This window comes from Pseudomonas capeferrum (assembly GCF_013523055.1).
Lineage (GTDB): Bacteria > Pseudomonadota > Gammaproteobacteria > Pseudomonadales > Pseudomonadaceae > Aquipseudomonas > Aquipseudomonas capeferrum_A.
In genome coordinates this window covers 277,504-289,611 of sequence record NZ_JAAMQM010000001.1, presented here as the reverse complement: position 1 = coordinate 289,611, position 12,108 = coordinate 277,504, and the positions used below count along the sequence as shown (strand labels likewise).

The window sequence follows — 12,108 nt, the reverse complement described above, 5'->3', positions numbered from 1 at the left end:
GCCCAGTATCCGCACCGGTGCAACGCGTGCGATGCGCCTATGACCTTTCTGAAGCAGTACCCGTGCATTGAGTCGCGAGACGCGCCACAAAATCAATAAGTGCCATTTCGTGGCGCGATCATCCCGAGGAAACCCTTGATGGATAACCAGCATAAGAAGATCACCGGCTACCGCGACCTGACCCAGTCCGAAATCGACGGCATGAACTCGATCAAGGCTTTGGAAGCGGACGCGGGCGAGTTGTTCAAGCAGATCAGCAAGATCGAGGGCGTCGACCCACGGCTCTTGGCTTTGGCCAAGACGAACTTGCAGCAGGGCTTTATGTGGTTCGTCCGTTCGATCGCCAAGCCTGCTGATCCATTCAGCTGATGGAACGCCGAGACGACTCGCCGCAGTTGGCCCGAAACAACCAGGCCCCGCCTTTCCGCAATCCGCCGCCCGTATTGGAGCCCACGATGAATCTGCCGCGAAGCATCTTGGTAATCACCAGCAATATCGCTTTGTCCGAAACGCAGCTCGCCACAAGCAAGGCAATGGCGCAGGCCGTCGCCGAAAAGATCGGCGCGGAGGTTCTGATGCTCGGCACCGGTCAGCATGCTTACCTGATTGGCACAGAGCGGACCGAGTTTAAAGCGACATCGGATAGCCGTCTCATGACCGCCACCCAAGGCGAGACGATGAGCTTCATGCTCGATCCGCTTGAGCAAGCTATTGATCAAGCCGCCCGGCTGCTCCCTGAGACTACTGGCGAGTTGGCCGTGAGGCTGAGTCGCCATCTAGATACGCTGCTGGCTGAGCAGCTCAAGCGAGTAACTGCTCATGAGTAGCAGCAAAGCTGAAGCCGAATACTTCAGCCGGGAGCATGTCCACATCGCTGGTGACGGGCGCGGCCCACGTCTCGCTTTCATTGATGGCATCGAATGCAACTATGTTTGCTACGCCGACACTGTGCTGGGCATTGCCGTAGTTGCCGTACAGCCTTTTCAGGTCATGCCTGGCACTGACTACATCGATCAGATCGTGCTCATGGGTGATGTCCGGATCGAGTTCAAGGAGTCCAATGATGAATGATAAAGCCGAGTACTACGTCATGAAGGGCATGGTCAGCGAGATGTCGCCCGGAGAGCAGGCCGAGGTCAAGAAGGCTGAGGAAGATGTGATCGCTATCGCCAAGCAGTCAGACACAGCTATGGTCAGCGCCGTAATGGCGATGATTCGCCTTACGCTGGAGAAGTAACCATGTCCAGGCTCAAGGCGTTGAAGCCTCGCATGCAAGAGGCTGAAGGAAGGCAGTATGCAGCGCCGGTTTCCCCTGAGGCCGAAAAGGGCTGGGGTTCTGGCCGCGGCGGTCGACCCTGGCGTCGTAAACGTGAGTCGATCCTGGTGCGTGACAAGTACACATGCCAAGCGTGCGGCATTGTCACGATCGACCTCGAGGTCGACCACATCGTCAACATCGCCCAAGGCGGTACCGACGACGACGCCAACCTCCAGGCGCTATGCGTTCCCTGTCACCAGGCCAAGAGCGCTACCGAGTCTGCCCAAGGGTCTGGCCGGGTTCGCTGATCGTCAGCGATGCACCAAAGAGGTGCGATGCCCCTTTTGTAGCACGTCAGACCCCCAGGGTGGGTCGAAACCGTGGCGCCTTCCGCCTCGGACACCGCCCCCGAACGCACGCAGAGATTTTTTCCCTCACTCAGGAAAAGTTAAATGGCATTAACCGACAAAAAGCGCCGGTTTGCTGACGCTCTTTTGTCTGGGGCCAGCAAATCTCAAGCAGCGATCGATGCTGGATACAGCGTCAAGACCGCGCCGCAGGCTGGCTCCAAGCTTTTCAAAGACCCAGACGTGGCCACTTATATGCATCGGTGTACTGCTCTGGGCTCCGATCAGCCAAAAGTTAAGTCTGAGGTTAAAAAAGTTAACCCGGAAGAGAGTCCAGCCGATGACCAACCGTTGTTCGATAGCAGGGCGCTACTAGAGCGAATAGCTCGGGATAATGAGAAGCTAAACCCGGAGCTGGCCGCAAAGATAGCCCTTGGACTTATGCCTTACGATCACGCCAAGAAGGGCGAGAAGGGGAAGAAGGAACAAGTGCAAGAGGCTGCCGAGCAGGTAGCGTCTGGCAGGTTTGGCTTACGCAGGCCGGGGCAGCTTAGGGCGGTGAAATGATAAGATGACGAAGCCCCAGGGGAGTGCAATCCCGCCGGGGCTTCTAACCAAGCCAACCTGTTTGAGAGGTCGTCATGGCTGTCTGCGATTCTACATCCCTCGTAAAGCAGTGCTCTACCTGCGAGCACGTAAAACCCGCCACAACTGATTACTTCCACGCAAATAAAGGCGGGAAGTATGGCCTGCGCGGAAGGTGCCGAGAGTGCCATAAGGCTGCTGTCCGTGAGGCAATAAAAAAGCCGGACATAGCTGCCAACCGAAAGCGTCTGAATCAGAGCTATGTCGCCAGTGGGCGATATGCGGAAATGAAGCGGGATTGGCGCAATCGTAATCTGGACAAGGCCCGGGCATCGACAGCGGCGTGGAAGGTCCGGAACCCGGAAAAGACCAAGGAAACAGACAGGATTTGGCGTGATGCGAACAGGGATAAGGTCCGGGCGAAGCAGCGTAGGTCAGACGCGAAGATACAGAGCAGCCCGATACACGTCTTGAATAAGCGAGTCAAAGCGCGAATCCGCGGAATGCTTCGCGGCACCTACGAGCCAGGAGCCATAGGTGAATTCCTTGGCTTCACAAAAGCTGAGCTAGTTGCACATATAGAGCGTCAATTCACCAAAGGCATGACCTGGGAGCGCTTAGTTACCGGGGAGATTCATATCGACCACATCATTCCTGTTGCGGCCTTCAACATCAAAGAGATCGGCGATGCGGAGTTCCGTGCCTGCTGGTCGTTGAGCAATTTGCGGCCGCTGTGGGAGATGGACAATTGGAAGAAACAGAAAAAGGTACTGACGCTCCTTTAGATTGGACAACGTCTTGCAAAGACTGGGAGTCGCGCATTGTCGATCGAGAGTCGATCATGCCGCTGACCCCTATATTCCAAGATCAGGCTGACGACGCGCTCGACGTGTTCTGCAACCTGAGGATGGTTGACGCGACCGGCAGTCCTTTGATGGGGGATACCTGCCAGCCGTGGGTGCTGGATCTAGTTGCGGTACTGTTTGGATCCTACGATCAGGAAGCCAGGCGCCGCCTGATCACCAATTACTTTTTGATGGTTAGCAAGAAAAACGGCAAGAGCACCATCGCAGCCGGCATTATGCTGACCGCGCTCATCTTGAATGTTAGGGCGTCCGGCGAATTCATCATTCTTGCTCCCACCAAAGAAGCGGCGGACAACGCCTACAAGCCGATCCGCGACATGATCAAGGCCGACGAGGATCTTGAGGCTCGCTTTCATGAGAACGAGTGGCAGCGCACCGTCACTGACAGGCTGAATCAGGCAACGCTGAAGGTGGTCGCCGCCGACAGTGCGACGGTCACCGGCAAAAAGGCGATCGGCGTATTCATCGACGAACTGCACGAGTTCGGGAAGCAGGCCAAGTCCGCAAATATGCTCACTGAGGCCACTGGCGGTCTGGCTTCGAGGCCTGAAGGGTTCGTGTTCTATTGCACCACTCAATCTGCCGCGCCTCCCGCGGGCGTCTTCAAGGCAAAACTCGACTATGCGCGCGCCGTGCGGGACGGACGAATCACCGATAAGCGGTTCCTTCCGATCATTTACGAGTTTCCGAAATGGATGATCGAAAAAGACCTGCATAAGGATCTGTCGAATGCCTACGTCACCAACCCGAACTGGGGCGTTTCAGTCGACGAGCAGGTGATCGAGCAGAAGTACCAAGAGGCTCAGGAGGCGGGCGAGGAGGCGATACGCGACTTTCTCGCAAAGCACATGAATGTCGAGATCGGGCTGGCGTTGATGTCCAGTCGCTGGGCTGGTGCTGATTTCTGGGAGGCAGCCGCCGAGCCCGTATTGACGCTCGACACGCTGATTGCAAGATCCGAGGTCATCGACGTCGGCATCGATGGCGGCGGCTTAGACGATCTGCTCGGGTTTGCAGCAGTAGGGCGCGACAAGCGCACCCGAGATTGGCTGGTATGGACGCACGCCTGGGCGCACCCATCGGTACTGGAGCGCCGGAAGGCGGAAGCCCCGCGCTTCCATGACTTCGAAAAGGACGGTGATCTGACGCTTTCCAAGCGAATCGGCGACGACGTGACCGATGTAGCTGACCTGGTCGACCAAATTGAAGAGGCGGGCTTGCTCGACAAGGTTGGCGTCGACCCGGTGGGTATTGGGGCCATCTACGACGCCATGATCGAGCGCGAAATACCGCCGGAAAAGATCGTGGCGATCAGTCAGGGCTGGAAGCTCGGCGGGGCAATCAAGACTGCCGAGCGCAAGCTGGCAGAAGGCGGCCTCAAGCACGGCGGTCAACCCATGATGGCCTGGTGTGTCGGCAACGCCAAGGTCGAGCCGCGTGCCAACTCAATCCTCATTACCAAGCAAGCCAGCGGCTCGGCAAAGATCGACCCATTGATGGCTCTCTTTAACGCAGTGACCTTGATATCGCTTAACCCAGAAAGCCGGGGGAATGACGATTTCATGGCCGCTATTCGGAACCCGATCATCGTATGAACCCACTGCACCTTTTTATCGCTATCGCGCTGTGCGGGTTCGCTGTGGCTGTTGGTGGGGTATATGTCCTGCTCGGTCTGGGCTGGGCACTCCTGGCCGGCGGTGCCGCGCTACTCATCATCGCTGGATTCATCCGAAAGGGGCTAATCAGTGACTAGATCCTTGTCGGTAGTACTGGGGCGCGCCGCCAGTAAGCCCCGTGCTTCGCTTGGAGAGTGGATCGGTAAATCCATCAAGTTGAGCGACGGAGGCTTCTGGGGACAGTTCCTGGGTAGCCAATCCAGTTCTGGCAAACGCGTCACCATCGAAAACGCGATGCAGCTCTCGGCCGTATGGTCCTGTGTACGAATCATCTCGACATCCGTCGCAGGACTACCGATGGGCGTCTACCGGCGCGAGCCGGATGGTAGTCGGAAAGACGCTCGAGACTTCGGGCTTTACGACATCGTGCATACCAGTCCCAACGAAGATATGACCGCGTTCCAGTTCTGGCAGGCGATGGTCGCTTCAATGCTGCTGCGCGGGAACGCGTTCGCGGAGATTCACCGTAGCGGGTCACGCATCGTGGCTTTGGACTTCCTCTTGCCTGGGCGAGTGGATCTTGATCTGGATGACGACGGCAGGGTCACTTACTGGTTTCGACCACGCAAAGGGGCCCGTCGACAGATCGAACGGCAAAACATGCTGCACATCCCGGCGTTCAGCCTCGATGGACGCGTGGGGCTTTCTGCGATCCGCTACGGTGCTGACGTTTTCGGCGCGGCCATGTCCGCAGACGATGCAGCAAATGGCACCTTCAAGAACGGCTTGCTGCCTGCAGTTGCCTTCAAGGTTGACCGTGTTCTCAAGCCGGAGCAGCGCGATGAGTTTCGCGACTACGTGAAGCAGGTATCCGGTGCACTCAATGCCGGGCGTTCGCCGGTCCTGGAGCAGGGCATCAGTCCAGAGTCGATCGGGATCAATCCAGTAGATGCTCAATTGCTGGAATCCCGTGCGTACAGCGTCGAGGAAGTATGCAGATGGTTTGGCGTGCCGCCGTGGATGGTGGGTAAGACGGACGCTGGCAGCAACTGGGGTACCGGCCTCGAGCAGCAGATGATTGCTTTCCTGACCTTCAGCATCAGCTCCATCACCAACCAGATTCAACAATGCGTGAACAAACGGTTGTTGACGGCGGTAGAGCGACAAACGTACTACGGCGAATTCTCACTGGAAGCCTTCCTAAAGGCTGACACAGCGGGCCGGTCAGCCTGGTACAGCCAGATGACCCAGAACGGGATCATGACGCGCGATGAATGCCGAGTGAAAGAAAACCTGCCGCGTCATGGCGGCAATGCTGGCGTGCTTACCGTGCAGGCCAACCTAACCCCTATCGATAAGCTGGGGGAATCCACCGATGGCCAGGCCGCGCAGGCCGCTTTGAAAAACTGGCTCGGCCAGCAGGAGTAACCATGCAGCTAAACGTCAAGGCACGCAGCTTCAACTGCGAGCTGAGCCCGCGCGCGCTCGATCTCTGGAATCCAGACCTGCGTGCAGCGCTCGAGTCCGGTACCGATACCATCACCATGTACGGGATCATCGGTGAGGACTGGTACGGCGAGGGCGTTACCCTCAAGCGGGTAGACGCTGCGCTTCGGGCGATCGGCGACAAACCGGTCACCGTCTATATCAACTCGCCTGGCGGCGATATGTTCGAAGGCATCGCGATCTACAACCGCCTGCTCGAGCATTCGCAGGAGGTCACCACGAAGGTGCTCGGCTTGGCCGCCTCTGCTGCCTCCGTCATCGCCATGGCCGGAGCCAAGCGCGAGGTGGCCAAGACAGCCTTCCTGATGATCCACAACTGCTGGACCTACTCCGCTGGCAACCGACACGCGATCCGCGAGCTCGCCGACACGATGGAAGAGTTCGACCGCGCCATGATCAGTCTCTACGCGGACACCAGCGGTCAGGACGAGGCGGCGGTAGAGAAGATGCTCGACGCCGAGACCTACATGAACGGCGCTAACGCTGTCGAGAAGGGCTTCGCTACCGGCCTGATTTCCTCTTCCGAAGTAGAGCAGGCCCCGAACGGGGAGGGCGCCCAGGCGCATTCAGCCCGCAAGTTGGACGCGGCCCTGGCCAAATCCGGCATGCCCCGCAGCGAGCGCCGCAAACTCATTTCTGAAATCAAGACCGGTACGCCTAGCGCTGCCGGCGGGGATACGCCGTGCGCTGTTCCGACCGATAAGCCCCGCGCTGTCGCTCCTGATGTTTCAGCCTCCTTGTCCGAGGCGACCGCAATCCTCAATTCCATCAAAGGACTTTCGCGATGAGCGACAATTACGAAAAGCAGTACACCGAGCTGAGCGCCACCCTCAAAGGTATCGGCGACCAGATCAAGAGCCAGGCTGAATCGGTCGAAAAGCAAATCAAGACCTCCGGCGAGATGAGCGCCGAGACCCGCGTTAAGGTCGATGAGCTGCTAACCAAGCAGGGCGAAATCTCGGCCCGCCTGACGGAGACTGAGCAGAAGCTGGTCAATGCCAGCCGTGACCGGTCACAGCCCGATCGTCAGCCATCCGTGGGGGAGATCGTTTCCGCTTCCAAGGAAATGGAGGGCGTAGACTCTTCCTTCCGCGGCTCCCGCCGCATCTCGGTACCGCGCGCTGCCATCACTTCGGCTACTGGCTCCGGTGGCGATCTGGTCCCGGCTGAGCGCCTTTATGGCGTCCAGGCCGCGCCCGAGCGACGCCTGACCATTCGTGATCTCATCGCACCGGGCCAGACCGGAAGCAATTCGGTTGAATACGTGCAGGAAAGCGGTTTCACGAACAACGCTGCGCCCGTGGCGGAAAAGGGCGCCAAGCCGTACTCCGACATCACGTTCAAGCTCGAGAATGCTCCGGTCCGAACGCTGGCGCATCTGTTCAAGGCCAGCCGCCAGATATTGGACGACGCTCCGGCATTGAGAAGTTTCATCGACGCGCGCGGTCGCTACGGTTTGAAGCTTGCCGAGGAAAGTCAGTTGCTCTTCGGCAACGGCGCCGGCGCCAATATCGGCGGTATCGTGCCGGCAGCACAGCTTTATGCTGCTCCTGGCGGCGTCACCGTAACAGGAGAGCAGCGTATTGACCGTCTCCGTCTGGCGCTGCTGCAAGCTGAGTTGGCCGAATTCCCCTCGGACGGCATCGTACTCAACCCGATCGACTGGGCCTTGATCGAGCTGCTCAAGGATGCGAACGGCCGCTACCTGATTGGCCAGCCACAGGGTGACACCCAGCCCATGCTGTGGCGCCGTCCAGTCGTGCCGACCCAGGCCATGCCGCAGGATGACTTCTTGGTCGGCTCCTTCGCTCTCGGCGCACAGATCTTCGATCGGATGGACGTCGAGATCCTGATCTCTACCGAAAACGACAAGGACTTCGAAAACAACATGGTCACCGTGCGTGCAGAGCAGCGCCTGGCGCTGGCGGTGTATCGCGGCGAGGCCTTCGTAACCGGTCCGCTGACCGGCGAATAAGTCCTTCTTCCTACTACTGGCGCCTATCCAGGGCGCCGAACCGGAGTACGCCCCATGACAGCCTCCACACGGAAACAGGAAAAACCAGCTCAGCCACCGACTTCATTGGCCTCTGACGTTGTCTCTGCGCAGGACAGTACCAGCGCGGACGTTGCGCCGCCATCCGTGCTGGATGGAGCGTTTTCGCCGAGCGACGAGACTTCAATTCCGGAAGCAGCCTCCCCAGATGACCCCAATCCGGTGGAGGTAGATGTGTACCCTCTGCGCACCTATCAGGACGCCGGCGAGCTTAAGCGCCGGGGTGGGCCGGCTTATAGCGCGCCAAGACTTCATGCCAAGCAGCTGATCGCCGCTGGCCTGGCCACTGACAAAAAACCGAAGGCCTGACATGAACGCTATTCCTACGGATGTGGCCATGCAGCACGTACGCGCCGAGGAATATGACCGCGAGCACGTCGAGCTTCTTCTGGCGGCTGCCGAAGACAGTGCAGCTCAGTTCATGAATCGGCGCTTCTACGCAGACGCAGAAACAATGGCGGAAGCGGTCCTGGCTGGCGAGGCGGGAGATGATCCCATCCTCATCAACCCATCGGTGAAGGCAGCCTGCCTGCTCATTCTGGGAAGCCTTTATGGCAACCGGGAGGACGTGGTGGTCGGCACTATTTCCAGTGAGCTGCCTATGGGCTCTCGTTCACTGCTGACGCCTTATCGCGTTGGCTGGGGGGTCTGATGCGTGCGGGTCCCTTGCGGCACCGGTGCTCGGTGCAAGAACACCAGCGTGCGGACGATGGCATGGGCGGCGGGGCATTGACCTGGATAGAGCTACGCCAAATCTGGGCCGAAATCACGATGCCGTCAGGCCGCACCGCCGTCGTTGCACAGCAGGTCACCGCGCTCGTTACTGCTGAGATCCGCTGTCGACCCGCTGATGACTTGGTGCCCGGCTTGCGCTTGGTTCATGGCGCTTCGACCTACCTGATCGAGGCCGCACTTCCCGATAACGAGCGCAGCATGCTGCGACTTCTGTGCTCAAGCGTCCCAAATCCTTGAGGAATCCATCATGAAAATGATTGCAAAAGCCCGTCTGTCCGGCCCTTTCGGCGTGAAAGAGCGCGGCGAAGAGTTCACGGTCGACGCAAAGACCGGGGCCGAACTGATCGATCGCCGAGTGGCCGAAGAAGCGACCGCAACCCAGCCCACCAAGGCATCCAAGTCTACCGACGAGAAAGCCTGATCATGGCTCGCCGGTCCCGCTCCCAGGGCGATTACAAGCTACGGGGACTACTCAGGCGAATCGGCAACCAAATGGAGAGCGATCTCCGTCCGGCGATGGTCGAGGCCGCCAATTTGGTGCTGGCCACCCAGCAGGAGCTCATCCCTCGCGACACGGGTGATGCCGAGAACGCACTCGAGGCATTTGTCTCGAAGTCTGGTCTCGACGCGGAAATCGGCATCCGTGGCAAGCGCAACAACCGGAAGATCTTCTACGCCAAGTTCATCGAGTACGGCACCAAGCAGTACCAGTTGGGCGACGGCACCGTGGCAGCTCGTCCTGCACATCCATGGCTGCGCCCATCCATCGACATGAACCGCGACGAGATTGCCACGATCATCAAGCGAGCCATCTCGAGCACGCTCGCTCGAGCAGCCCAGGAGGCTCGATGAGTGATCCTACAATCGCGCTCCAGATGGCCTTGTACCAGCGGCTGACCGTAGCCTTGAAGCCTGTACCGGTGTATGACGCCGTGCCCGAGGGAACGCCGTATCCCTACGTGACGCTCGATTACGAGGTCTCGAGCAACAAAACCCCCGTGTTCGGAAGGAAACGGGAGAACCGGTTGTTCTACCTGTCCATCTGGTCCAGCTACCAAGGCCAGGCCGAGGTGAAGCGCATAAATGCTCAGATCGCTGAGGCCCTGGACGAAGTGAGCCTCCCATTGAGCACCGGCAACGCTGTCTCTGTTCGCGTACTACGAACCCAGACAAACCGGGAGCCTGACGGGAAGACCTTCATGGGCGCCATCACGCTCCGAATCATCACTCAGCACTAATCCCACTGCATCCCGCCGCCCAGCGGCTTTATCCAATGTCCCTGGAGGACTAGCTATGCCCATCAATACCGCCGCTGGCACGCGCCTTTCCATCGGGCCGCGCCTTTCCGCGAAACTGCCAGCCACCGAGTCGGCCGCCGTCACCCTCCTGGAGGGTCTGACTTACGTCGAGGTGGGCGAAGTGTCCAACATCGGCGATTACGGCGATGAGGTCGGTGATGTCACCTTTGCCGCTCTGGCCGACAGCCGTACTCGCCACCTGAAAGGTCTGGCCGACGCCGGCTCGGTTGAGCTGACCATCGGATTCGACGTGGGTGACGCTGGCCAGCTGGCTCTGGTCGAGGCTCAGAAGGACCGCTCTCAGTTCGATTACCCGGTCAAGGTGGAATACGTCGATGGTCTGGTCGATTACTTCGCGGTCAAGGTCATGAGCTCCCGTAAGACTATCGGTGGCGCAGAAGACGTGATCACCCGCGCAGTGACGATGGGCATCAACTCCGAAATCTACGAAGTCGGTCCGACCCCCTAACCCCGGACCCAATTGCACTAGGTGCCGCCCCTCGCGGCGCCTAGCCCACCTATCGCATATCAATTAGAGAATCATCCATGTCCAAGACTGACCACGGCAACATCGACGTTCAAATCGGTACCGAGCTGTACACCCTCGCGTTCACACTGAAGGCTGTGAAACGCATCGAGAAAACGTTCGGCGGTATCCTGCCTGCCATGCACGAAGTCCAAAAATTCAGCCTGGCTGCTGTCACCCAGGTGGTGATCGCGGGCGCTGGCCTGGCCCTCAAGCCTTCGGCCGTCGAAGAGCTGGAAGAAGAGATCTTCAACGTGGGCGTGATCAGCGTGACCCCTCCACTGATCGAGTATCTCAGTGCCCTGCTGAACCCAGCTGCCAAAGCCGCCGAGCAGCTCGAGGCTGCGGCTGAAGAGCAAAAAAAGACGGGAAAAAAGTAAAGCGTGACGGCAATGGCAGCTACGTGGATGAATTGTTTGGCATAGCCACCGGCTGCCTGGGCTGGCCCCCTAGCGAGGCATGGGCGGCAGCTGTCCCGGAAATCCTCCTTGCCTGGGATGCGAAGGTGGAGTTCATCCGCAACACCAATCCATTCGGGTCGGGCGAGAAGCCTAGGTCCAAGGAAGTTGTCGCCAAAGACGTGCGCATGGGGTTCCGAGCTGCCGCGATAAACCGCAGGACTGATGCAGCGTAGCGGTGTGCTTTCATGGCCGCTACAGGCTCCTCAATAATGGCGTTTTGAAGCATAATCCCCCGTCAATAGTGATTGGAAGGGATTCGGTTATGGGTGTTGTGGAAATTGAAAGCATAAACGAAGCGGAACAGTATTATTTGAAGGCGCTGTATGTGCTCCATCAGCTGCAGGCGAATAAGCAGGTATACGGATCTAATTCTCGGTTAGCCGGAGTAGCCAGCCCAGCCGATGTCGACCTTGCTCTGAAATATATAAATCGTTCAATCGAGATAATCCCGGATAATGCAGTATATCTTAATCTCAAAGCTTTGCTCTTGTGGGAAGGTCATGGGAATAAGGATGCAGCTTTGCCGCTTTTGGAGAAGGCTGCCCTGATAAATCCAAGAGATATCGATATTCAGAATAATTTAAATGCAATGAAGACATCGCAGTGCATTGTCGCCACGGCAGCCTTTGGGACTCCGCTTGCAGAAGATGTGAAGGTTTTGCGCTGGTGGCGAGATAACTATTTGAGAAAGCACTCTGCAGGTAGGTTGTTCATTGGATTTTATTATTATGTTGGTGGTTTCATGGCCGTGCCTGTTGGCAAGTCTGGTGTCTTGCGATTACTTGTGCGAAAGCTGTTGACTCCCATCATAACCAGAATTAAAAAACGCAATCCCGACATTCGAATTTAGTCGATAT

The 12,108-nt window shown here is 58.2% G+C and carries 20 protein-coding genes; all 20 read left to right on the top strand.

Annotation, left to right across the window (positions count from 1 at the left end):
* The first annotated feature begins 138 nt into the window (after nucleotides 1-138).
* The 20 genes from G7009_RS01450 (at nucleotide 139) to G7009_RS01355 (ending at nucleotide 12,101) form a co-directional block, all read left to right on the top strand.
* On the top strand, nucleotides 139-369 hold the full coding sequence (locus G7009_RS01450) for an Acb2/Tad1 domain-containing protein (protein ID WP_181128191.1): 231 nt from the start codon (nucleotides 139-141) through the stop codon (nucleotides 367-369).
* 86 nt (nucleotides 370-455) lie between these two features.
* Nucleotides 456-827 (top strand): hypothetical protein, encoded by a 372-nt coding sequence (locus G7009_RS01445; RefSeq protein WP_181128190.1) that lies wholly within the window; start codon nucleotides 456-458, stop codon nucleotides 825-827.
* Nucleotides 820-1,071 (top strand): hypothetical protein, encoded by a 252-nt coding sequence (locus tag G7009_RS01440; RefSeq protein ID WP_181128189.1) that lies wholly within the window; start codon nucleotides 820-822, stop codon nucleotides 1,069-1,071. Before G7009_RS01445 ends, G7009_RS01440 begins: the two co-directional genes overlap by 8 nt.
* Nucleotides 1,064-1,237, top strand: a complete 174-nt coding sequence (locus G7009_RS01435; protein WP_181128188.1) for a hypothetical protein — start codon at nucleotides 1,064-1,066, stop codon at nucleotides 1,235-1,237. Before G7009_RS01440 ends, G7009_RS01435 begins: the two co-directional genes overlap by 8 nt.
* A gap of 2 nt (nucleotides 1,238-1,239) precedes the next feature.
* Nucleotides 1,240-1,566 carry an HNH endonuclease gene (locus G7009_RS01430; RefSeq protein WP_258197829.1) on the top strand — a complete coding sequence of 109 codons (327 nt, stop codon included), beginning with the start codon at nucleotides 1,240-1,242 and terminating at the stop codon, nucleotides 1,564-1,566.
* 144 nt (nucleotides 1,567-1,710) lie between these two features.
* Complete coding sequence (locus tag G7009_RS01425) at nucleotides 1,711-2,172, top strand: terminase small subunit (RefSeq protein WP_181128187.1); 462 nt, start codon at nucleotides 1,711-1,713, stop codon at nucleotides 2,170-2,172.
* 74 nt (nucleotides 2,173-2,246) lie between these two features.
* Nucleotides 2,247-2,975, top strand: coding sequence for a hypothetical protein (locus G7009_RS01420; protein WP_181128186.1), 729 nt, complete (start codon nucleotides 2,247-2,249; stop codon nucleotides 2,973-2,975).
* Between the two features lie 56 nt (nucleotides 2,976-3,031).
* The gene (locus tag G7009_RS01415) at nucleotides 3,032-4,651 is read left to right on the top strand and encodes a terminase large subunit (RefSeq protein ID WP_181128185.1); all 1,620 of its coding nucleotides are present in this window, start codon (nucleotides 3,032-3,034) and stop codon (nucleotides 4,649-4,651) included.
* A gap of 150 nt (nucleotides 4,652-4,801) precedes the next feature.
* A complete protein-coding gene (locus G7009_RS01410; protein WP_181128184.1) occupies nucleotides 4,802-6,100 on the top strand; it encodes a phage portal protein in 1,299 nt (432 codons plus the stop codon).
* A gap of 2 nt (nucleotides 6,101-6,102) precedes the next feature.
* On the top strand, nucleotides 6,103-6,966 hold the full coding sequence (locus tag G7009_RS01405; RefSeq protein WP_181128183.1) for a head maturation protease, ClpP-related: 864 nt from the start codon (nucleotides 6,103-6,105) through the stop codon (nucleotides 6,964-6,966).
* On the top strand, nucleotides 6,963-8,153 hold the full coding sequence (locus G7009_RS01400) for a phage major capsid protein (protein ID WP_181128182.1): 1,191 nt from the start codon (nucleotides 6,963-6,965) through the stop codon (nucleotides 8,151-8,153). The genes G7009_RS01405 and G7009_RS01400 overlap by 4 nt, the downstream gene beginning before the upstream one ends.
* Before the next feature lie 54 nt (nucleotides 8,154-8,207).
* The gene (locus G7009_RS01395; protein WP_181128181.1) at nucleotides 8,208-8,540 is read left to right on the top strand and encodes a hypothetical protein; all 333 of its coding nucleotides are present in this window, start codon (nucleotides 8,208-8,210) and stop codon (nucleotides 8,538-8,540) included.
* Nucleotide 8,541: 1 nt separating this feature from the next.
* On the top strand, nucleotides 8,542-8,883 hold the full coding sequence (locus tag G7009_RS01390; protein WP_181128180.1) for a head-tail connector protein: 342 nt from the start codon (nucleotides 8,542-8,544) through the stop codon (nucleotides 8,881-8,883).
* Complete coding sequence (locus G7009_RS01385) at nucleotides 8,883-9,203, top strand: head-tail adaptor protein (RefSeq protein ID WP_181128179.1); 321 nt, start codon at nucleotides 8,883-8,885, stop codon at nucleotides 9,201-9,203. The genes G7009_RS01390 and G7009_RS01385 overlap by 1 nt, the downstream gene beginning before the upstream one ends.
* Before the next feature lie 10 nt (nucleotides 9,204-9,213).
* A complete protein-coding gene (locus tag G7009_RS01380; protein WP_181128178.1) occupies nucleotides 9,214-9,387 on the top strand; it encodes a hypothetical protein in 174 nt (57 codons plus the stop codon).
* A 2-nt stretch (nucleotides 9,388-9,389) separates the two neighbouring features.
* Nucleotides 9,390-9,818, top strand: coding sequence for an HK97-gp10 family putative phage morphogenesis protein (locus G7009_RS01375; protein ID WP_181128177.1), 429 nt, complete (start codon nucleotides 9,390-9,392; stop codon nucleotides 9,816-9,818).
* Nucleotides 9,815-10,204 (top strand): DUF3168 domain-containing protein, encoded by a 390-nt coding sequence (locus tag G7009_RS01370; protein WP_181128176.1) that lies wholly within the window; start codon nucleotides 9,815-9,817, stop codon nucleotides 10,202-10,204. The genes G7009_RS01375 and G7009_RS01370 overlap by 4 nt, the downstream gene beginning before the upstream one ends.
* Before the next feature lie 55 nt (nucleotides 10,205-10,259).
* The gene (locus G7009_RS01365; protein WP_181128175.1) at nucleotides 10,260-10,733 is read left to right on the top strand and encodes a phage tail tube protein; all 474 of its coding nucleotides are present in this window, start codon (nucleotides 10,260-10,262) and stop codon (nucleotides 10,731-10,733) included.
* Between the two features lie 77 nt (nucleotides 10,734-10,810).
* Nucleotides 10,811-11,170: a hypothetical protein gene (locus tag G7009_RS01360; protein ID WP_181128174.1), complete on the top strand. Its 360-nt coding sequence runs from the start codon at nucleotides 10,811-10,813 to the stop codon at nucleotides 11,168-11,170.
* Between the two features lie 343 nt (nucleotides 11,171-11,513).
* On the top strand, nucleotides 11,514-12,101 hold the full coding sequence (locus G7009_RS01355; protein ID WP_181128173.1) for a CFI-box-CTERM domain-containing protein: 588 nt from the start codon (nucleotides 11,514-11,516) through the stop codon (nucleotides 12,099-12,101).
* The last annotated feature ends 7 nt before the right edge of the window (nucleotides 12,102-12,108 follow it).

Bases quoted from the DNA above. Each gene is read 5' to 3' on its own strand.
- G7009_RS01450 (WP_181128191.1), top strand. From the start codon at position 139: ATGGATAACCAGCATAAGAAGATCACCGGCTACCGCGACCTGACCCAG.
- G7009_RS01445 (WP_181128190.1), top strand. From the start codon at position 456: ATGAATCTGCCGCGAAGCATCTTGGTAATCACCAGCAATATCGCTTTG.
- G7009_RS01440 (WP_181128189.1), top strand. From the start codon at position 820: ATGAGTAGCAGCAAAGCTGAAGCCGAATACTTCAGCCGGGAGCATGTC.
- G7009_RS01435 (WP_181128188.1), top strand. From the start codon at position 1,064: ATGAATGATAAAGCCGAGTACTACGTCATGAAGGGCATGGTCAGCGAG.
- G7009_RS01430 (WP_258197829.1), top strand. From the start codon at position 1,240: ATGTCCAGGCTCAAGGCGTTGAAGCCTCGCATGCAAGAGGCTGAAGGA.
- G7009_RS01425 (WP_181128187.1), top strand. From the start codon at position 1,711: ATGGCATTAACCGACAAAAAGCGCCGGTTTGCTGACGCTCTTTTGTCT.
- G7009_RS01420 (WP_181128186.1), top strand. From the start codon at position 2,247: ATGGCTGTCTGCGATTCTACATCCCTCGTAAAGCAGTGCTCTACCTGC.
- G7009_RS01415 (WP_181128185.1), top strand. From the start codon at position 3,032: ATGCCGCTGACCCCTATATTCCAAGATCAGGCTGACGACGCGCTCGAC.
- G7009_RS01405 (WP_181128183.1), top strand. From the start codon at position 6,103: ATGCAGCTAAACGTCAAGGCACGCAGCTTCAACTGCGAGCTGAGCCCG.
- G7009_RS01400 (WP_181128182.1), top strand. From the start codon at position 6,963: ATGAGCGACAATTACGAAAAGCAGTACACCGAGCTGAGCGCCACCCTC.
- G7009_RS01395 (WP_181128181.1), top strand. From the start codon at position 8,208: ATGACAGCCTCCACACGGAAACAGGAAAAACCAGCTCAGCCACCGACT.
- G7009_RS01390 (WP_181128180.1), top strand. From the start codon at position 8,542: ATGAACGCTATTCCTACGGATGTGGCCATGCAGCACGTACGCGCCGAG.
- G7009_RS01385 (WP_181128179.1), top strand. From the start codon at position 8,883: ATGCGTGCGGGTCCCTTGCGGCACCGGTGCTCGGTGCAAGAACACCAG.
- G7009_RS01380 (WP_181128178.1), top strand. From the start codon at position 9,214: ATGAAAATGATTGCAAAAGCCCGTCTGTCCGGCCCTTTCGGCGTGAAA.
- G7009_RS01375 (WP_181128177.1), top strand. From the start codon at position 9,390: ATGGCTCGCCGGTCCCGCTCCCAGGGCGATTACAAGCTACGGGGACTA.
- G7009_RS01370 (WP_181128176.1), top strand. From the start codon at position 9,815: ATGAGTGATCCTACAATCGCGCTCCAGATGGCCTTGTACCAGCGGCTG.
- G7009_RS01365 (WP_181128175.1), top strand. From the start codon at position 10,260: ATGCCCATCAATACCGCCGCTGGCACGCGCCTTTCCATCGGGCCGCGC.
- G7009_RS01360 (WP_181128174.1), top strand. From the start codon at position 10,811: ATGTCCAAGACTGACCACGGCAACATCGACGTTCAAATCGGTACCGAG.
- G7009_RS01355 (WP_181128173.1), top strand. From the start codon at position 11,514: ATGGGTGTTGTGGAAATTGAAAGCATAAACGAAGCGGAACAGTATTAT.